The sequence below is a fragment of the Pseudomonas sp. MF09156 genome (genome assembly GCF_059862305.1).
In genome coordinates, this window is sequence record NZ_JCBCUR010000001.1 from 947,235 (window position 1) to 964,979 (window position 17,745).

Sequence of the window (17,745 nt, forward strand, 5' to 3'; positions counted from 1 at the left end):
TGACCATGTTGCAACTGATCCTCGGCGGCGCCCGCTCCGGTAAAAGCCGCCTGGCCGAACAACTCGCCAGCGACAGCGCCATGCCCGTCACCTATATCGCTACCAGCCAGCCCCTGGACGGTGAAATGAACGCGCGCGTGGCCCTGCATCGCCAGCGTCGTCCCAGCCATTGGGGGCTGATCGAGGAACCGCTGGAATTGGCGCGGGTGCTGCGTGAAAACGCGGCCCCGGGCCGTTGCCTGCTGGTCGATTGCCTGACCCTGTGGCTCACCAACCTGTTGCTGCTGGACGACCCACAGCGCCTGGGCGTCGAGCGTGAATCCCTGCTGGACTGCCTGGCGTCACTGCCGGGGGAAATCATTTTTGTCAGCAACGAGACCGGTCTGGGTGTCGTGCCGCTGGGCGAATTGACTCGCCGCTATGTGGATGAAGCCGGTTGGCTGCATCAAGCCTTGGCCGAGCGGTGTCAGCGTGTAGTGCTGACCGTTGCGGGCCTGCCCCTGACTTTGAAAGGTACTGCGTTATGAGCCAATCCTGGTGGCTGCAACCCTGCAAGGCGCTGGACGCCACGGCTTATGAACAAGCCCTGGCCCGCCAGCAGCAACTGACCAAGCCCGCCGGGTCCCTGGGGCAACTGGAGGCGCTGGCAGTGCAACTGGCCGGGTTGCAAGGCCGGGTCAAGCCAACGGTCGAGCAGGTATGGATCGCGATCTTTGCTGGCGATCACGGTGTGGTCGCCGAAGGCGTCTCGGCCTATCCCCAGGAAGTCACCGGGCAGATGCTGCACAACTTTGTCAGCGGCGGTGCGGCGATCAGCGTGCTGGCACGGCAACTGGATGCACAGCTGGAAGTGGTGGACCTGGGCACCGTGACGCCAGCGCTCGACCTGCCGGGCGTGCGCCACCTGAATATCGCCCCGGGCACGGCCAATTTTGTGCTGGGCGCGGCCATGACCGAGGCCCAGGGTCAGTTGGCCCTGGCGGCGGGGCGTGACAGCGTGCAGCGGGCGATCAACGCGGGTGCGCAGCTGTTTATTGGCGGCGAGATGGGCATCGGCAACACCACTGCCGCCAGTGCACTGGCCTGCGCCTTGCTCGATTGCCAGGTCAGCGACCTGACCGGCCCCGGCACCGGCCTGAATGCCCAGGGCGTAAGCCATAAAGTGGCGGTGATCGAGCGCGCCCTGGCGTTGCATGCCGGGCAGCGGGGCGACCCGTTGCAGACCCTGTTCAACCTCGGTGGCCTGGAGATCGCGGGGTTGGTGGGGGCCTATCTGGCCTGCGCCCAGGCGGGGGTGGTGGTGCTGGTCGACGGGTTTATCTGCACCGTCGCGGCGCTGGTCGCCACGCGCCTGAACCCGTCTTGCCGGCCATGGCTGTTGTTCGGCCATCGGGGCGCCGAGCCGGGCCATCGCCATGTGTTGCAAAGCCTTGAAGCCCAGCCGCTGCTGGAACTGGGCCTGCGCCTGGGCGAGGGCAGCGGTGCGGCGCTGGCGGTGCCCCTGTTGCGCCTGGCCTGTGCGTTGCACGGGCAGATGGCGACGTTCGCAGAAGCCGCCGTGGCGGATCGCCCGGCATGACCTTGCACCTGGACCTGCTGCGCCATGGTGAAACCGAACTGGGCGGCGGTTTGCGCGGCAGCCTGGATGATGCGCTGACCGCCAAGGGTTGGGCGCAGATGCGCGAGGCGGTGCTGGCGCGCGGGCCGTGGGATCGACTGGTCAGCTCGCCGCTGCAGCGTTGTGCGCGTTTCGCTGAAGAGTTGGGCGCACGCCTGAACCTGCCGGTGAGCCTGGAACAGGATCTACAGGAGCTGCATTTCGGCGCTTGGGAAGGGCAGAGCGCGGCGCAGTTGATGGAGACCGACGCCGAGGCGCTGGGCCTGTTCTGGGCGGATCCCTATAGCTTTACGCCGCCGGATGGCGAGCCTGTCGAGGCGTTTTCCCAGCGCGTGCGCGGCGCCCTCCTACGTCTGCATCAGCTGTATGCCGGACAACGGGTGCTGTTGGTCAGCCATGGTGGTGTCATGCGTTTACTGCTGGCCCAGGCCCGTGGCTTGCCCCGTGAACAGTTGCTGAATGTCGAGGTCGGCCACGGCGGCCTGTTCAGCCTGCGGGTCGAAGCCGATGGCATGTTGAGCGAGGGCGCCTGAATGTTGCCGTTCTGGATTGCCTTGCAGTTTCTCAGCAGCTTGCCGATCCGCCTGCCGGGCATGCCGCAACCCCAGGAGCTGGGGCGCTCGCTGCTGTTTTATCCGCTGGTGGGGCTGTTGTTCGGGCTGCTGCTGTGGGGCTTGAACACGCTGTTGATGGGCGCGCCTTTGCTGTTGCACGCGGCGCTGCTGCTGACGGCCTGGGTGTTGCTCAGTGGTGGCCTGCACCTGGATGGCCTGGCGGACAGCGCTGACGCCTGGCTGGGCGGTTTTGGCGACCGCGAACGCACCTTGAGCATCATGAAAGACCCGCGCAGCGGCCCGATTGCGGTGGTGACCCTGGGCTTGGTGCTGCTGCTCAAATTCACCGCGCTGGTGGCGCTGATCGAGCAACACAATGGCGCTGCGTTGATCCTCGCGCCGTTGATCGGTCGCAGCTCGCTGCTGGCACTGTTTCTCACCACCCGCTATGTGCGCGCCGGGGGCCTGGGCCAGGCGCTGGCTGACCACTTGCCACGGATTGTCGGGCAGCAGGTATTGATCCTCAGTGGCCTGGCGTGTGTGTTGATCGGCGGTTTCAGCGGCGGGATTGCGGTGTTGCTGGCGGCCATCTGCTTTGTGGGCTTGCGGCAACTGATGATCAATCGGCTGGGCGGCACCACCGGTGATACGGCCGGCGCCTTGCTGGAGCTGCTTGAGGTAGCGGTGTTGATCGGTCTGGCTCTGTAACACTTTCTTGCATTTCCTTAATCGCGGGTATATACACGTTCCATGCTTGCCTCCCAATGTTTATGCACCAACCTGCGTCGTGCCGCCCGTGGCGTCAGCAGGCACTATGACGGCGCCCTCGATGGCTTCGGGATCAACGTCGCCCAGTATTCCTTGCTGTGTAACCTGCAGCGCCTGAACCAGCCGAGTATTTCTACCCTGGCCGATGCCATGGGCCTGGATCGCAGCACCCTGGGGCGTAACCTGCGGGTGTTGGAGGGTGAAGGCCTGGTGCGGTTGGTGGAGGGCGATGACCTGCGCAACCGTTTGGTCGTGCTCACGGAGGAAGGCAAACAGCGCCTGGCGGCCGCGTTGCCGGCCTGGGAAGCGGCGCAGCAGAAACTGATTGATAAGTTAGGCGTGCAAAAACGCGAAACCCTGTTGGCCTTGCTGGATGAACTCGCTTAAAAGCGGGCTTGTTCGAATACAAGCGGGTATATACCCGTAGCGGAGAATAATAATGACCTCGATGTGGCGTACCAGTGGCTGGATTCTTGTCGGGAGTGCGCTGATCCTGGCCCTTTCCCTGGGCGTGCGACATGGCTTTGGCCTGTTCCTGGCGCCCATGAGCGCCGAGTTCGGCTGGGGCCGTGAAACCTTTGCCTTTGCCATCGCCCTGCAGAACCTGATCTGGGGCCTGGCGCAGCCGTTTACCGGGGCCCTGGCCGACCGCTTTGGCGCGGCCAAAGTGGTGATGATCGGTGGCGTGCTGTATGCCTTGGGCCTGGTGTTCATGGGCTTGTCCGATTCGGCGTGGTCGCTGTCGTTGAGTGCCGGCTTGTTGATCGGGATCGGCCTGTCCGGTACCTCGTTCTCGGTGATCCTCGGCGTGGTCGGGCGTGCCGTGGCCCCGGAAAAACGCAGCATGGCCATGGGCATTGCCAGCGCCGCCGGGTCTTTTGGCCAGTTCGCCATGTTGCCGGGCACCCTGGGCCTGATTGGCTGGCTGGGCTGGTCCGCCGCCTTGCTGGTGCTGGGCCTGCTGGTGGCGCTGATCGTGCCGCTGGTGACGATGATCAAGGACCGCCCGCTGCCGGTGGTGGCAGGCCAGCAAACCCTGCGCGAGGCCCTGCACGAAGCCTGTTCCCATTCCGGGTTCTGGTTGCTGGCCTTTGGCTTTTTTGTCTGCGGATTCCAGGTGGTGTTTATCGGTGTGCACTTGCCGGCCTACCTGGTGGACCAGCATCTGCCGGCGACCGTCGGCACCACGGTGCTGGCGCTGATCGGCCTGTTCAACATCTTCGGCACCTACACCGCAGGCTGGCTCGGCGGGCGGATGTCCAAGCCACGTTTGCTTACCGCGTTGTACCTGCTGCGGGCGGTGGTGGTCGTGTTGTTCCTGTGGGCGCCGGTGACGCAAATGAGTGCCTACCTGTTCGGCATGGCCATGGGCTTTTTGTGGCTGTCGACCGTGCCGCTGACCAACGGCACCGTGGCGACCTTGTTTGGCGTAAGAAACCTGTCGATGCTGGGTGGGATCGTGTTCCTGTTCCATCAGTTGGGCTCGTTCCTCGGCGGCTGGCTGGGGGGCGTGGTCTATGATCGAACCGGTAGCTACGATTTGATCTGGCAGGTGGCGATCGTCTTGAGCCTGGTCGCGGCCGCCCTTAACTGGCCTGTGCGTGAGCGACCTGTGGCCAGGTTGCAAGCGCAGATGGGGGTTGCATGAACTCGATCGGGTACTGGGTTGGCGCAGCCGGCCTGCTGACGTTGTTGCTGCTGGCCTGGTGGGGCTGGCAGCGCAGCGGGCTGGCGTTGATGCAACTGGGTATGTCGATCTGTTAAGTTGCTTGCCTGACTTTGTCCAAGGACACCCCACATGTTAATGCGTTGGCTTGCAGTACCCGCCCTGACGATGGCCTTTGGTGGTGTCGCCATGGCCGCCGATTGCCCGACGTTGCTTGAAGGCCAATTGCCGAAGTTGCGCGCCAAGGAATCCATCGATCTGTGCCAGCGCTTTGCCGGCAAGCCCCTGGTGATCGTCAATACCGCCAGCTTTTGTGGGTTCGCCCCGCAGTTCAAGGGCCTGGAGGCGTTGTATCAGCGCTACAAGGGCGATGGCCTGGAAGTGATTGGCGTGCCTTCCGATGACTTCAAGCAGGAAGCCAAGACGGGCGAGGAGACGGCCAAGGTCTGCTACGTGAATTACGGCGTGACCTTCACCATGACCGAGCCACAGAAGGTCAGGGGCCCTGATGCGGTACACCTGTTCAAGGTCCTGGCCGAACAAAGCAACGCGCCGAAATGGAATTTCTACAAGTACGTGGTAGATCGCCGGGGCAAGGTGATCGCCAGCTTCTCCAGCCTGACCAAGCCGGACAGCCCGGAGCTGATCGAGGCTGTGGAGCAGGCGCTGGCATCCAAGCCCTGATTATCGGCCACTAAAAAGCCCCGCCTCCTGTGCAGGAGAGCGGGGCTTTTTTATGCAGCGTTGGATCAGAACTTGTACGTCATGCCCAGGCCAAAACCGTTGGCGCTGTTTTCATATTTGGCGTTGTACGTCTGGCCCAGCTTGTTGTGGCTGTTGACCTTGATGTCTTCTTCCTGGAGGTACGAGTAAGCCAGGTCGATGGTCATGTTATCCATGACCGCGTAGCCCAGGCCAACACTGAAGATTGTCCGGTCGCCGGTAGGGATACGTGGCGAACGATTAGTGTTGTTGGTAGGCGACTGGTCGAAGGTCAGGCCGGTCCGCAGGACCACTTGCTTGGTCAGCTGGTACGAGGTACCGACTGCGTAAGCCCAGGTGTCGTGCCAGTTCTGTTCTTCCGTGATGGTGCCCACCAGCTGTGGTGCTGCACCGCCGCCGTTGCCCGCAGTGACACCTTCGTTGTTGACGGTGATGTCTTTCAGGCGGCTCCAGCGTGTCCAGGTCGCACCGGCATACAGCTTCCAGGCATCACTCATGTCCTGGGTCACCGACAGGTCCCAGGATTCAGGGGTGTCGATCTTCAGCGAAGCGTCGTAGCGGTTGCCGCGCAGCAACTGGCCTGGAACGCCGGTGCCTGGGGACACTTCGGTGTGGCCTTCGAGCTTGTACTTCACTTTCGAGTGGTAGGTCAGGCCCACGCGAGTGGTGTCGGTGGCTTGTACCAGCACGCCAACGTTAAAGCCCAGGGCGGTATCGTCACCCTTGATCTTGATGTTGTTGACGGCGTTAGGCACTTGCGGCAGCGAAACATCCGACTCCAGCGTACCGGCGATGCGGTTGAAGGTCGGACCGAAACCTACGGACACCCGGTCGTTGAAGGCATAGCTGACAGTTGGCTGGAAGGTAATGACCTTCACTTCGCTCTTGCTGCCAAAGCCGCGACCCTGGAAGCCACGTTCGTAGTCAGTGACCAGGCCGAACGGTGCATAGACGCCGAAACCGACTGCCCACTGCTCGTTGAGTTTGTTGGTGTAAAAGCCGAACGGCACGGCAGTGAAAGGCACCATATCGCCTTTGTTGCTACCGGAAGTGTTGGTGTTGCCGCTGACCTGGCTGATATTGGTCGTGGCATCAATCGCTGCAACACCGCCTGTGACTTGCTGGCCTTCAAGGCGAGCCATACCGGCAGGGTTGCCATAAACAGTGCTTGCATCATCGGCAGAAGAAGAACGGCCTGCGAAACCGGTACCCATCCCGCTAACACTCTGTTCGTTGAGGGCAAAGCCGCTTGCGAACAGTTGGGAAGAGGCCATGGCAACGGCGAGGCTAAGTGTGGTCTTGAGCATTACTTTTTTCATTATTAGAACTCCGTGGTGATCACCGCTGCGGAAAGTATCAATAAAATTAACTTAGCGCTATAGGCTGTAATATAGGAGATAGAGCGGTTTTGTAGGACAATCCGACCAAAATTGCCGCTTTTTGCCGAATCTTGCAAAGTGCCCGATCAGCAGGCGACCTGATTCATTGGGTTTACACAGGTTTGCCAGGCCTGGGTGTAATCGCGCAGCCGACCCTGGGGGTGAAATATTTCTTTCCAGATACGCGCCATGGCCAGCAGGTCGTCGGGTTGGGGCAGCTCGGGGCGATGTTGTTCCACCAGCGACCAGGCGATGGCGGTGGCGTAACGCAGGTTGACCGCCAGCTCCAGCTGCGGCCCGCTGAGGAAGGCATGCTGGCTGGCGAGGCCGCGCACCAGGCTTGCACGCTCGGGGTCCAGGGCCAGGTAGTTGTCCCACAGGGCTCTGTGACGCGGTTCGGTGATGCGATACAGGCCGTGGCCGCGCCGGTCGTGCAAGGCAGAACCCAGTTCCGATTGGCTGGCGGCAACTCCCAGCAGCAGGGTTTCTGCTGTCTGGCTGTGGCGACCGAGGTAAATCAGCGTGGGTCGGATCACATAACGACACAATTCGCCGGCGGCAATGCCCATAAAACCCTCGAAACCTTGAAAGTGGTCGACGAGGCCTGAGAAGGGGGGCTTGGCAGCGGTGAATCGGATCTCAGGCTCGCCGGAGGCGGATCATGCCGCCTGAGTTGAAGTGTAGTGTCAGATTCACGACGTAAAGGACTGTTTTTAAAATATTTCCGGCCGGTGGTTATAAGCGTTATATCTGTTTGGCCTAAAAGGAACTGCTGAAAAACCGAATCGAGGGCAATAAAAAACCCTGCCTTGCGGGCAGGGTTTTCGATGTTCAGCGTCGGGTCAATCAGGCAACCAGAGCCTGACGGGTACGCTCGATCACGGCCTGCAGCGGTTCTGCGCTGGAGTATTGATCGGGGTACAGGCGTTCGCTGTGACGAGCGATACCGTGTTCGTTGACCAGGGTGAAGCTGAAGCAGCCTTTGCGAGCGGCCATGATCAGGCAGTTCATTGGGGCAAAAGCATTGGTGAGGGTGCGAATGGCATCCTGAGTATGGATTTGAGTGGACATATTATTGGTGTTCCTACAAATGACACGGATAAGATCCGTGCAACGTTAAAACGTTCCAGTGACGCTGATCACCATTGATCATGCGAAGAACCCGACTGGAACAAAGCAGCCAGTTTGAAGCGCTAAATAGTTTGGCGCGCTTGGGCTGGCAGGTAGGTACTTAGGAGGGCAGGCAACACAACAGGGGCAAAGGTTCTGGGCCCAGGGTGAAGATCCTGATCAATTTGCAGGTTGGTTCGGTCAGAGTATGGAAACTTCGCGACACCCTTTGCATTGTTCAAAGGCAGTGTCGTCGCAAGTGATACCTGGAAACCATCGAGGTGGTCGATCCCATCAAGATTGACAGAACTTCTCTTTAGGGAAGCTACATCGCGGGGATTTGTTCGACCAGAATTGACTTTCAGCTTGGTACTAACGCCGCAGATAGTAATGGCTTGAAACAGGTAAAGCAAGTGTGTTAGCCAAAATACTTTACTGGGGGCCAGGCCTCGGTCCGGGCTAGTGTGTCACCGGCGTAACGTTTTGCGCCGTGTGAGGGTGGGGATATAACCGCCAGGCAGGTAGTTGCGCACATTGGTTGCGCAGTGTGTCACCAGGATGGTGCGCGGCCGGATTGGCCCACGAATGCCTGCATCGAAAATTTAAGTCAATGAAAAACCTGGCTTTTTTTTATTGGTGAAAAAATCGTCAGTTTAAGCGCGGCCCCCATTCCATGGGCCTTTGCGCGAGTTAAAGCACGGTTGTCCACTGAGTTATCCACAGCTTCTGTGGATTGTCCCGAGCGCTTGCTCTAGAACGGGCGTGCAGGGTTTTTTCAGCTTTACCCGTACGAAAAAAGGAGTAGAGTGGCGCGCCTTCCGTTCTGCCCTACAGTGCTTTATGAAGTTTCGCTCAGTATCACCTTCTGTTACCGACAACCCTGCTAGTGTTACCCCGCCCAAGCGTTTCTCCTTGAAGGTCGCCTTGTGGCTGCTGGATAGCCCGCGCATCGGCGATAACCCCAATATCAAGCATTTCGCCGGACGTTTGCTCAAGCAGCCGGCTCGTGAAGGTGTGGTCGTGGCACAGAGCCGCCTGGGCCTGTTGATGTGTCGCGAGTGCGGCAATGCCCGGGACCGCCGCATCGGCCATGACCTCCTGCGCCAGGCCGCCCGTGCCGGCGACGTGGGCGCCCAGCGTGAATTGGGTCAGCTCAAAGACTGAGCTGTCCACGAAGCGCCTGCTTGGTTAACCTTCCTCTTTTACCGTAATGGCAGGAATGGCTATGGCTTTTGACTGGACCAGTGTGGCACTGGGCCTCGCCGCTGCGGCGTTGCCTCTATCGGTCCTGTGCTGGCAGATCCAGCGCCGCCTGAACGCACGCCGCACCGGTTGGGAACTGCTGGAAGAGCGCCTGGCCACTGGGCAACTGGCCCAGGAAGGCCTGGCCGCGCAACTGGACGCCAGCCGCGACGAGATCAGCGACCTGAGCCAGGCCAATGCGGCCAAGCAGGCGGATCTGGCAGCGGTACGCCGGGAAGTCGAGTTGCTGCAAATCGATCGCGATAACGCGCGGGATGCGGCCCACGCCTGGAACATCGAGCGCTCCGCCAAGGAAGGTGAGCTACGCCGCCTGGATGCCTTGTCGGCCTCCCTGCGCGCCGAACTGCGTGAGCAGCAGGACAGCCATCAACAACGCCTCAACGACCTGCAAGGCTCGCGGGATGAACTGCGTGCGCAGTTCGCCGAGCTGGCCGGGAAAATCTTCGATGAGCGTGAGCAGCGGTTTGCCGAAACCAGCCAGCAGCGTCTGGGGCAATTGCTTGACCCGTTGAAGGAACGCATCCAGTCGTTCGAAAAGCGCGTGGAAGAAAGCTATCAGAATGAAGCGCGCGAGCGTTTTTCCCTGGGCAAGGAGCTGGAGCGCCTGCAGCAATTGAACCTGCGCCTGTCGGACGAAGCCACCAACCTGACCCGCGCCCTCAAGGGACAGAAGACCCAGGGCAACTGGGGCGAACTGATTCTGGAGCGCGTGCTGGAACATGCCGGCCTGGAGAAAGGCCGTGAGTACCAGACCCAGGTCAGCCTCAAGGGCCCGGATGGCGAGCGTTTCCAGCCGGACGTGCTAATCATGTTGCCGGGCGACAAGCAGGTGGTGGTGGACTCCAAGGTCAGCCTGACCGCCTATCAGCAGTACGTGGCGGCCGATGACGAGGTGATCGGCCAGGCCGCCCTCAAGCAGCATGTGCTGTCGTTGCGCAATCATGTCAAAGGCTTGGCCGGCAAGGACTATAAGCGCCTGGAAGGCCTGCACAGCCTGGATTTTGTGTTGTTGTTCGTACCCATCGAGGCGGCGTTTTCGGCCGCCTTGCAGGCCGAGCCGAACCTGTTCCAGGAGGCCTTCGACCGCCATATCGTGATCGTCAGCCCGACCACCTTGCTGGCGACCCTGCGGGTGATCGACAGCCTGTGGAAGCAGGAGCGGCAAAGCCAGAACGCCCGGGAAATCGCCGAACGCGCCGGCTGGCTGTACGACAAGTTCGTGCTGTTTATCCAGGACCTGGATGAAGTCGGCAATCGATTACAGCAGTTGGATAAGGCTTACAGTGCTGCGCGCAACAAGCTCACAGATGGTCGCGGCAATCTGGTCAGCCGGGTGGAGCAACTCAAGCTGCTGGGTGCGCGGGCCAGTAAAGGCCTGCCTGCCGATCTGCTGGAAAAAGCGATGACTGACGAAGATGGCGTCGCCCAGCTACCTGACTAAACACAGAACTCTATGTGGGAGCGGGCTTGCTCGCGAAAGCAGTGGGCCAGTCAACATCAATGTTTGCTGGGCCGACGTCTTCGCGGCGATCCGACAAGCCCGCTGCCACAGGGGATCTTCGCTGTCGTGAGCATTGCGTTCACTTAACTGAACGGCATTACGGCAAGCCAGCACCCGCACGTTACAACGGCAAATGCCGATTCAGCAGTGCGCGCAACGCCGCCGGTTTTACCGGCTTGGCCAGGTAATCCAACCCCGCTGCATGTACCTCGGCCACCATCTCCGGACGGCCATCGGCGCTGATCACCACCCCAGGAATCGGCTCCGCCAGTTGCGCGCGCAGCCAGCCCATCAACTCCGTGCCGGTCTCGCCGTGGTCCAGGTGGTAATCCACCAATGCCAATTGCGGGCGCATGCCCTCGGCCAGCAAGGCCGCGCATTGCGCCTGGTCGCGTGCGGTCCAGACCTGGCAGCCCCAACGACTCAACAGGCTGCGCATGCCAATCAGGATGCTGTCTTCGTTGTCCACGCACAGCACCTGGGCGCCGCTCAGTGGCAGGCCCTTGTCCGGTGTGGCCTGCACCTGCAAGCTGGTCTGTGCCTTGGCCAGCGGCACACTGACGCTGAACACGCTGCCTTTGCCTGGCCATGAGCGCACGCGCAAGCGGTGACCGAGCACGCGGCACAGCCCGTCGGCAATGGCCAGGCCAAGCCCCAGGCCCTTTTCGGCACGGGTCTGGTGGCTGTCCAGGCGCTTGAACTCTTCGAAGATGACTTTCTGTTTATCCAGCGGGATGCCTGGGCCACGATCCCACACCTCCAAGCGCAGTTCGCCGCGACGCCGTCGTACACCCAGCAGTACCGGGCCGTGGGCATAGCGAAAAGCGTTGGTCAGGAAATTCTGCAGGATTCGCCGCAGCAGCTTGATATCACTGTCGATGCGCAAGCGGCTGCCGCGCAGGCGGAAACTCAAGCCTTGCTCCTGGGCCAGCACCTTGAACTCCGCGCCCAGGGCGTCGAACAGTTCACTCAAGGCAAACGGCTGGCGCTGAGGGTTGATCTTGCCGTTTTCCAGGCGGGAGATATCCAGCAAGTCGCTGATCAGGTCTTCGGCCGAGCGCAGCGAACTGTCCAAGTGCTGCACCAGTTGCCGGGCCTCACCGGATAAGCCTTCGCTCTGGTGGGAGAGGGCGGCCGAGAACAGTCGCGCCGCGTTCAACGGTTGCATCAGGTCGTGACTGACGGCGGCGAGGAAGCGGGTTTTCGACTGGTTGGCCGACTCGGCCACACCCTTGGCATCGGTCAGGGCCACATTCAGTTGCGACAGCTCATGAGTGCGCTCGGTGACCCGCTGTTCCAGGCCTTCATTGGCCTCGGTCAGAGCCTGCTCGGCCTCGCGGAACGCAGTAATGTCAGTAAAACTCATGACAAACCCACCGCCCGGCATCGGGTTGCCGATCAACTCGATCACCCGGCCGTTGGGAAACAGCCGTTCCGACGTATGTGCCCGGCCCTGGCGCATCCAGTGCAGGCGCCGCGCCACGTGGACTTCGGCCTCACCCGGGCCGCACAGCCCGCGCTCGGCGTTGTAGCGAATAATGTCGGCAATCGGCCGGCCGACGCTGATCAGGCCGTCAGGATAGTTGAACAGTTCCAGGTAGCGACGGTTCCAGGCCACCAGCTTGAGGGACTGATCCACCACACTGATGCCCTGGGTGATGTTCTCGATGGCGCCTTGCAACAGCGCCCGGTTGAACTGCAGCACTTCGGACGCTTCGTCTGCGATACGAACTACGTCCTCTAGCTGCATTTCGCGGCCTTCAATGGCCGCTTTCACCACCGCCCGTGTCGATGAGGCGCCGAGCACGCCAGCCAGCAGTCGTTCGGTGTGGGCAATCCAGTCGTTGTCGGCGTTCTGGTTGGGGTTAAAGCCTTTGCCTTGGCGATAGGCGAAGCGGATGAAGCTCTGCTGCGCGCGTTCCTCGCCAACAAACCGCGCGGCCAGGCTCAACAGGTCATTGATTTGCACCGACAGCATGGAGCGGGCGCTGGCGCGCTGGCTGGTTTCCTGGCCGATAAAGCGCCCGGCCTGCCAATGCTCCGACACCCGTGTACGCGACAGCACCGAGACCCAGGCAAACAGGGTGAAGTTACCGGCCAAAGACAGCACCACACCCTGGGTCAGTGGCGTGATAGGCAGCCCCAGCGGGTTGCCGTGCAGCCAGGCCAGGCCCGGGAAGATATTCAGCGACCAGCCCAGGCTATGGGCGGCAATCGGCAACACCAGGGTGTAGAACCACAGGAAGGTGCCTGCCGCCAGGCCGGCAAACACGCCGCGTCGGTTGGCTTGCTTCCAGTACAGTGCGCCGAGCATCGCCGGTGCCAGTTGGGTCACCGCAGCAAAGGCGATCTGGCCGATGGTCGCCAGGCTGGCGGTGGAACCGAGCAGGCGATAACTGACATAGGCCAGCAGCAGGATAATCACGATGCTGACCCGGCGTACCGAGAGCATCCAGTGGCGGAAGACTTCGAACGGGCGCTCGGCGTTGGTGCGGCGCAGCAGCCAGGGCAGCAACATATCGTTGGAAACCATGGTCGACAGCGCCACACTCGCGACGATGACCATGCCGGTCGCCGCCGAAGCGCCGCCAATAAACGCCAGCAGCGCCAGGGCCGGATGGGCTTCGGCCAGGGGCAGGCTGATCACGTAGGAGTCCGGCAGCACCGAGCCGGGCAGCAGCATTTTGCCGCCCAGGGCAATTGGCACCACAAACAGCGCAGCCAGCACCAGGTACGCGGGGAACACCCACTTGGCCAGACGCAGGTCCTGGGGCTCGATGTTCTCCACCACGGTGACGTGGAACTGGCGGGGCAGGCAGATGATCGCCATCATCGCCACGCCGGTCTGCACCACCATCGACGGCCAGTTGACGGTCTCTTTCCAGTACTCCTCCAGCCTCGGCGCGAGCATGGCCTGGCTGAACAGATCGTTGAAACCGTCGTACAGGCCGTAGGTAACAAACGCACCGACGGCGAGAAACGCGAACAGCTTGACCAGGGATTCGAAGGCAATCGCCAGCACCATGCCACGGTGGTGCTCCGTGGCGTCGAGGTTGCGGGTACCGAATACGATGGTGAACAGTGCCAGCACCAGGGACACGATCAGGGCGGTGTCCTGGGCTCGCGTGCCGGTGGCATCGGCACCGGCGCCAATCAGCAGGTTGACCCCCAGCACGATGCCTTTGAGTTGCAGGGCAATATAAGGCAGCACGCCGACCAGGCAGATCAGCGCCACGACCACCGCCAGGGACTGGGATTTGCCATAGCGCGCAGCGATAAAGTCAGCGATGGAGGTAATGTTTTCCTGCTTGCTGATCAGAATCATCTTTTGCAGGACCCAGGGCGCCAGCACCAGGAGCAGGACGGGTCCCAGGTAGATCGGTAAAAATGCCCACAGCTGTTCAGCAGCCTGGCCCACAGCGCCGAAGAAGGTCCAACTGGTGCAGTACACCGCCAGCGACAGGCTATACACCCACGCGCGCACCCGTGGCGGCAGCGGCGCGCGGCGGCGGTCACCGTAGAAGGCGATGGCAAACATAATGGCCATGTAGGCCAGGGCAACGGCGGCGATCAGCCCGCTGGACAGCGTCATGAGTACTCCGGACATAAGAACACCCGGGCATTCCAGGCCCGGGGCGACAGTCTCGCATGATGGCCGGGGTTAGTCAGTGTCGACGAAGGTCGTGTAGGGACGGTTCCTACGAACGTGGAGGTAGGGTCTTCTGACGCAGGATGTAGATCGTCACCAGCACCGCACTGGTCAACATGAACCCGCGTGCCCAGGGCAATGGCACCAGGTAGCAGGACAGGCCGATGCTCAGCCACATCAGGCCGATGGCGTACACCTTGCCTTTTAATGGAATGCCGTTGCCGTCCAGGTAGTCGCGAATCCACGGACCAAGGCGCGGGTGATTCACCAGCCAGTCATAGAAACGCGGGGAGCTGCGGGCAAAGCAGCCGGCAGCCAGGAGCAGGAAGGGGGTGGTCGGCAAGACCGGCAGGAAGATCCCTATCACCCCGAGTGCGACGCTCAACCAGCCAATGGCCAGCAGCACGTAGCGCACAATCGGGGAGCGGTTGCCCATGGGCGCCACGGGCGGGGTACTCAGTGGTGGCGAGGCTTGAGGATCGCCGGTTTTTCGTCGGGGGCGTTGCACAGCAGGTACAGGGCAGTCAGTGCTTCCGGGATCTGTACGATCATGTCGTCCATCAGGTTGGCGTCGCTGGCGATATCGGCGAACTCAGGCTGGTCGTCGAACAGGCCGGAACCGACCATGATCGGCAGCAGCATTTCGCTGACTTCTTCCTCGGCGGTTTCGAACCAGGCCGCTTCACGCAGGAACACACCTTCCATGAAGCCAATGCACCAGCCGCGCAGGTCGGAGTCGTCGGGCTCTTCGCCGAGGTCGAGGTCGCAGGGCAGCTCGAACTCCTCATCGGACGCCAATTGGCGTGAGATGTGGGCCTTGAGCTGGAGCAGGGTTTCTTCGATCTCGGTGCGCTGGGCCTCATCCTTGTAGTGCGGCTCTTCGGCGAACAGGGCATCGATCCATTCACGATCAGGCACCGGTTCGGAGCAGATCGACAGCGCAGTCAGGTAGCCGTGGGCGGCCACGTAGTCCAGCGCCTCGTCATGCAGCTCATCGGCATCGAGGAAGGCTTGCAGGCGGTTTAGTTGCTCAGCGAAGGACATTGAAAGACTACCTTGGGAATAAACGATGCTGAATTCTAGGCCTTCTTGAGCGTGCAGGCCAGTCGCACGGCATATTTGCAGGGTTTTCAGATGGGCCGCTATTCGTCAGTGGCGCCCTTTGCCGGGGAGCGCTCGGGTATACTGCCGCGTTTTGTGATGCCCCTGCAGGCCGGATGCGGTTGCGGGAAAAGTTCGCTTACGGATTATTTCCCGGCCAGGCGCGCTTTTTCAGCCAGCCTGTACAGAGGGATTTCGGTGGAATTTGGAGTTTTTCATGCTTGAACAGGCTCAACGCGTCCTCAAGGACATCTTCGGCTACGACAGCTTTCGTGGCCGCCAGGGTGCGATCATTGAGCGCGTGGCCAGCGGCGGTGATGCGCTGGTCCTGATGCCTACCGGTGGCGGCAAGTCGTTGTGCTTCCAGGTGCCGGCATTGTTGCGTGAAGGGCTGGCGGTAGTGGTCTCGCCGTTGATCGCGCTGATGGACGATCAAGTGGCCACCCTGGAAGAGTTGGGCGTCGCCGCCGCCGCGTTGAACTCTACCCTGAGTGCCGAACAGCAACGCGACCTGGCGGCGCGGATCCGCCGTGGCGAAGTGAAGATGCTCTACCTGGCGCCCGAGCGTCTGGTCCAGCCGCGGATGCTGGCATTCCTGCAGAGCCTGGAAATCTCCCTGTTCGCTATCGACGAGGCCCACTGTGTATCCCAGTGGGGCCACGATTTCCGCCGTGAATACCTGCAATTGGGGCAACTGGCCGAACTGTTCCCCAATGTGCCGCGCATCGCCCTGACCGCCACGGCCGACAAGCGCACCCGCGAGGAAATCGTCGAGCGCCTGCACCTGCAGAACGCCGAGCGTTTTCTCTCCAGCTTCGACCGTCCCAACATCTTTTACCGCATCGTGCCCAAGGAACAGCCACGCAAGCAGTTGCTGGCGTTCCTCTCCGAGCGGCGCAGCGATGCCGGGATCGTCTACTGCCTGTCGCGCAAGAAGGTCGATGAAGTGGCGGCGTTCCTGTGTGAGCAGGGCTATCCCGCGCTGCCTTACCATGCCGGCCTGCCCAACGAGTTGCGGGCCTATCACCAGAAGCGCTTCCTTAACGAGGAAGGCCTGATCATGGTGGCGACCATTGCGTTTGGCATGGGCATCGACAAATCCAACGTGCGCTTCGTGGCCCATATGGACCTGCCCAAGTCCCTTGAGGCGTACTACCAGGAAACCGGGCGTGCCGGTCGCGATGGCCTGCCGGCGGATGCCTGGATGGTCTACGGCCTGCAGGATGTGGTGATGCTCAAGCAGATGCTGCAAAACTCCGAAGGCGATGAGCGCCACAAGCGCCTGGAGCAGCACAAGCTCGACGCCATGCTGTCGCTGTGCGAAGAAACCCGCTGCCGTCGTCAGACCTTGCTCGCCTATTTCGACGAAGACATGCCCCAGCCTTGTGGGCATTGCGACAACTGTGTGGACGGCGTGCAGACCTGGGATGCTACCGAGCCGGCGCGCCAAGGCTTGTCGGCGATCTTCCGGACCGGCCAGCGTTATGGCGTCGGCCATCTGGTGGATGTACTGCTGGGCAAGGACAACGAAAAAATCCGCAGCTTTGGCCATCAGCACCTATCGGTGTACGGCGTAGGCAAGGCGCGGGCTGAAGGCGAATGGCGCTCGCTGTTCCGCCAGATGGTGGCACGCGGCCTGGTGGATATCGACCTGGAAGGCTACGGCGGCCTGCGCCTGAACGATAGCTGCCGGCCACTGCTCAAGGGCGAGGTCAGCCTGGAGCTGCGCCGCGACCTCAAGCCGCAGACCACTGCCAAATCCAGCAGTACCAGCCAGGCCAGCCAATTGGTGCGGGGCGAAGAGCGCGAACAGTGGGAAGCCCTGCGTGCCTTGCGCCGCAAGCTGGCGCAAGAGCACAGCGTGCCGCCCTACGTCATCTTCCCCGACTCCACGTTGCTGGAAATGTTGCGCGAGCAACCGACCACCATGGCCGAAATGGCCCGGGTCAGTGGCGTCGGCGCGCGCAAGCTTGAGCGTTATGGCCAGGCCTTCCTGGAAGTCCTTGGTGGCCAGGCCGAGGCACCCAAGGAAATCGCCGATATCCGCCACGAATTGATCAGCCTGGCCCGCGCCGGCATGACCCCGATCCAGATCGCCGGGCAGTTGCAGTGCTCGGAAAAAAACGTCTACACCTTGCTGGCCGAGTCCATTGGCAAACAGCAATTGTCCCTGGAGCAGGCCCTGGATCTGCCGGAAGATTTGCTGGGTGAAATCCAGGATGCGTTTCTCGACGGCGAGGGCGAGTTGCCACCGGTGTCCGACATCGCGCCGCTGTTCACCGGGCGGGTGCCGGAGGGTGTTTTGTACTGTGTACGGGCCGCGTTGCAGTCGGAATTCGAGATTTGATGCGTCAATTACGACAATGTAACGAATCAGTACATTGCAAGCCTTGCCTACGGCCATGGGGCATGC

16 protein-coding genes are annotated in these 17,745 nt (G+C 61.6%); 10 read left to right on the forward strand and 6 right to left on the reverse strand.

Annotation, left to right across the window (positions count from 1 at the left end; all coding sequences use genetic code 11):
• The first annotated feature begins 5 nt into the window (after positions 1-5).
• The 7 genes from cobU to AC19YY_RS04590 all read left to right on the forward strand — a co-directional run bounded on the left by cobU (position 6) and on the right by AC19YY_RS04590 (position 5,290).
• Entirely contained in the window at positions 6-527 is a 522-nt protein-coding gene (gene cobU / locus AC19YY_RS04560) for a bifunctional adenosylcobinamide kinase/adenosylcobinamide-phosphate guanylyltransferase (RefSeq protein WP_170056948.1), read from the forward strand.
• A complete protein-coding gene (cobT, locus tag AC19YY_RS04565) occupies positions 524-1,579 on the forward strand; it encodes a nicotinate-nucleotide--dimethylbenzimidazole phosphoribosyltransferase (RefSeq protein WP_170056949.1) in 1,056 nt (351 codons plus the stop codon). The genes cobU and cobT overlap by 4 nt, the downstream gene beginning before the upstream one ends.
• The gene (cobC, locus tag AC19YY_RS04570; protein WP_170042600.1) at positions 1,576-2,151 is read left to right on the forward strand and encodes an alpha-ribazole phosphatase family protein; all 576 of its coding nucleotides are present in this window, start codon (positions 1,576-1,578) and stop codon (positions 2,149-2,151) included. The genes cobT and cobC overlap by 4 nt, the downstream gene beginning before the upstream one ends.
• The gene (locus AC19YY_RS04575) at positions 2,152-2,880 is read left to right on the forward strand and encodes an adenosylcobinamide-GDP ribazoletransferase (RefSeq protein ID WP_169955252.1); all 729 of its coding nucleotides are present in this window, start codon (positions 2,152-2,154) and stop codon (positions 2,878-2,880) included.
• A gap of 42 nt (positions 2,881-2,922) precedes the next feature.
• Positions 2,923-3,327: a MarR family winged helix-turn-helix transcriptional regulator gene (locus AC19YY_RS04580; RefSeq protein WP_169955253.1), complete on the forward strand. Its 405-nt coding sequence runs from the start codon at positions 2,923-2,925 to the stop codon at positions 3,325-3,327.
• A 61-nt stretch (positions 3,328-3,388) separates the two neighbouring features.
• Positions 3,389-4,588, forward strand: a complete 1,200-nt coding sequence (locus AC19YY_RS04585) for an MFS transporter (RefSeq protein ID WP_500603944.1) — start codon at positions 3,389-3,391, stop codon at positions 4,586-4,588.
• A 150-nt stretch (positions 4,589-4,738) separates the two neighbouring features.
• Positions 4,739-5,290: a glutathione peroxidase gene (locus tag AC19YY_RS04590; protein WP_500603897.1), complete on the forward strand. Its 552-nt coding sequence runs from the start codon at positions 4,739-4,741 to the stop codon at positions 5,288-5,290.
• A 65-nt stretch (positions 5,291-5,355) separates the two neighbouring features.
• Here the strand turns inward: AC19YY_RS04590 and AC19YY_RS04595 are convergent, their stop codons facing one another.
• The 3 genes from AC19YY_RS04595 to AC19YY_RS04605 form a co-directional block, all read right to left on the reverse strand.
• The gene (locus AC19YY_RS04595) at positions 5,356-6,648 is read right to left on the reverse strand and encodes an OmpP1/FadL family transporter (RefSeq protein WP_500603898.1); all 1,293 of its coding nucleotides are present in this window, start codon (positions 6,646-6,648) and stop codon (positions 5,356-5,358) included.
• Positions 6,649-6,794: 146 nt separating this feature from the next.
• Complete coding sequence (locus AC19YY_RS04600; RefSeq protein WP_169955256.1) at positions 6,795-7,277, reverse strand: hypothetical protein; 483 nt, start codon at positions 7,275-7,277, stop codon at positions 6,795-6,797.
• 277 nt (positions 7,278-7,554) lie between these two features.
• The gene (locus AC19YY_RS04605) at positions 7,555-7,779 is read right to left on the reverse strand and encodes a hypothetical protein (protein WP_007898912.1); all 225 of its coding nucleotides are present in this window, start codon (positions 7,777-7,779) and stop codon (positions 7,555-7,557) included.
• Positions 7,780-8,658: 879 nt separating this feature from the next.
• Here AC19YY_RS04605 and AC19YY_RS04610 point away from each other — a divergent pair.
• Positions 8,659-8,982, forward strand: coding sequence for an SEL1-like repeat protein (locus AC19YY_RS04610; RefSeq protein ID WP_169955257.1), 324 nt, complete (start codon positions 8,659-8,661; stop codon positions 8,980-8,982).
• A 175-nt stretch (positions 8,983-9,157) separates the two neighbouring features.
• The gene (locus tag AC19YY_RS04615) at positions 9,158-10,522 is read left to right on the forward strand and encodes a DNA recombination protein RmuC (protein ID WP_172312964.1); all 1,365 of its coding nucleotides are present in this window, start codon (positions 9,158-9,160) and stop codon (positions 10,520-10,522) included.
• Positions 10,523-10,703: 181 nt separating this feature from the next.
• Here AC19YY_RS04615 and AC19YY_RS04620 read toward each other — a convergent pair whose 3' ends face one another.
• From AC19YY_RS04620 to AC19YY_RS04630, 3 genes are all read right to left on the reverse strand, one after another.
• On the reverse strand, positions 10,704-14,174 hold the full coding sequence (locus tag AC19YY_RS04620; protein WP_169955886.1) for a hybrid sensor histidine kinase/response regulator: 3,471 nt from the start codon (positions 14,172-14,174) through the stop codon (positions 10,704-10,706).
• 106 nt (positions 14,175-14,280) lie between these two features.
• The gene (locus AC19YY_RS04625) at positions 14,281-14,667 is read right to left on the reverse strand and encodes a YbaN family protein (protein ID WP_169955888.1); all 387 of its coding nucleotides are present in this window, start codon (positions 14,665-14,667) and stop codon (positions 14,281-14,283) included.
• Between the two features lie 20 nt (positions 14,668-14,687).
• The gene (locus tag AC19YY_RS04630) at positions 14,688-15,275 is read right to left on the reverse strand and encodes a UPF0149 family protein (RefSeq protein ID WP_169955890.1); all 588 of its coding nucleotides are present in this window, start codon (positions 15,273-15,275) and stop codon (positions 14,688-14,690) included.
• A 274-nt stretch (positions 15,276-15,549) separates the two neighbouring features.
• Here AC19YY_RS04630 and recQ point away from each other — a divergent pair, with 274 nt between their 5' ends.
• Positions 15,550-17,679, forward strand: a complete 2,130-nt coding sequence (gene recQ, locus AC19YY_RS04635; protein ID WP_029292447.1) for a DNA helicase RecQ — start codon at positions 15,550-15,552, stop codon at positions 17,677-17,679.
• The last annotated feature ends 66 nt before the right edge of the window (positions 17,680-17,745 follow it).

What these genes read in the sequence shown, in the direction of transcription:
- cobU (WP_170056948.1), top strand. Translation starts at nt 6, where the DNA reads ATGTTGCAACTGATCCTCGGCGGCGCCCGCTCCGGTAAAAGCCGCCTG.
- cobT (WP_170056949.1), top strand. Translation starts at nt 524, where the DNA reads ATGAGCCAATCCTGGTGGCTGCAACCCTGCAAGGCGCTGGACGCCACG.
- cobC (WP_170042600.1), top strand. Translation starts at nt 1,576, where the DNA reads ATGACCTTGCACCTGGACCTGCTGCGCCATGGTGAAACCGAACTGGGC.
- AC19YY_RS04575 (WP_169955252.1), top strand. Translation starts at nt 2,152, where the DNA reads ATGTTGCCGTTCTGGATTGCCTTGCAGTTTCTCAGCAGCTTGCCGATC.
- AC19YY_RS04580 (WP_169955253.1), top strand. Translation starts at nt 2,923, where the DNA reads ATGCTTGCCTCCCAATGTTTATGCACCAACCTGCGTCGTGCCGCCCGT.
- AC19YY_RS04585 (WP_500603944.1), top strand. Translation starts at nt 3,389, where the DNA reads ATGTGGCGTACCAGTGGCTGGATTCTTGTCGGGAGTGCGCTGATCCTG.
- AC19YY_RS04590 (WP_500603897.1), top strand. Translation starts at nt 4,739, where the DNA reads ATGTTAATGCGTTGGCTTGCAGTACCCGCCCTGACGATGGCCTTTGGT.
- AC19YY_RS04595 (WP_500603898.1), bottom strand. Translation starts at nt 6,648, where the DNA reads ATGAAAAAAGTAATGCTCAAGACCACACTTAGCCTCGCCGTTGCCATG.
- AC19YY_RS04600 (WP_169955256.1), bottom strand. Translation starts at nt 7,277, where the DNA reads ATGGGCATTGCCGCCGGCGAATTGTGTCGTTATGTGATCCGACCCACG.
- AC19YY_RS04605 (WP_007898912.1), bottom strand. Translation starts at nt 7,779, where the DNA reads ATGTCCACTCAAATCCATACTCAGGATGCCATTCGCACCCTCACCAAT.
- AC19YY_RS04610 (WP_169955257.1), top strand. Translation starts at nt 8,659, where the DNA reads ATGAAGTTTCGCTCAGTATCACCTTCTGTTACCGACAACCCTGCTAGT.
- AC19YY_RS04620 (WP_169955886.1), bottom strand. Translation starts at nt 14,174, where the DNA reads ATGACGCTGTCCAGCGGGCTGATCGCCGCCGTTGCCCTGGCCTACATG.
- AC19YY_RS04625 (WP_169955888.1), bottom strand. Translation starts at nt 14,667, where the DNA reads ATGGGCAACCGCTCCCCGATTGTGCGCTACGTGCTGCTGGCCATTGGC.
- AC19YY_RS04630 (WP_169955890.1), bottom strand. Translation starts at nt 15,275, where the DNA reads ATGTCCTTCGCTGAGCAACTAAACCGCCTGCAAGCCTTCCTCGATGCC.
- recQ (WP_029292447.1), top strand. Translation starts at nt 15,550, where the DNA reads ATGCTTGAACAGGCTCAACGCGTCCTCAAGGACATCTTCGGCTACGAC.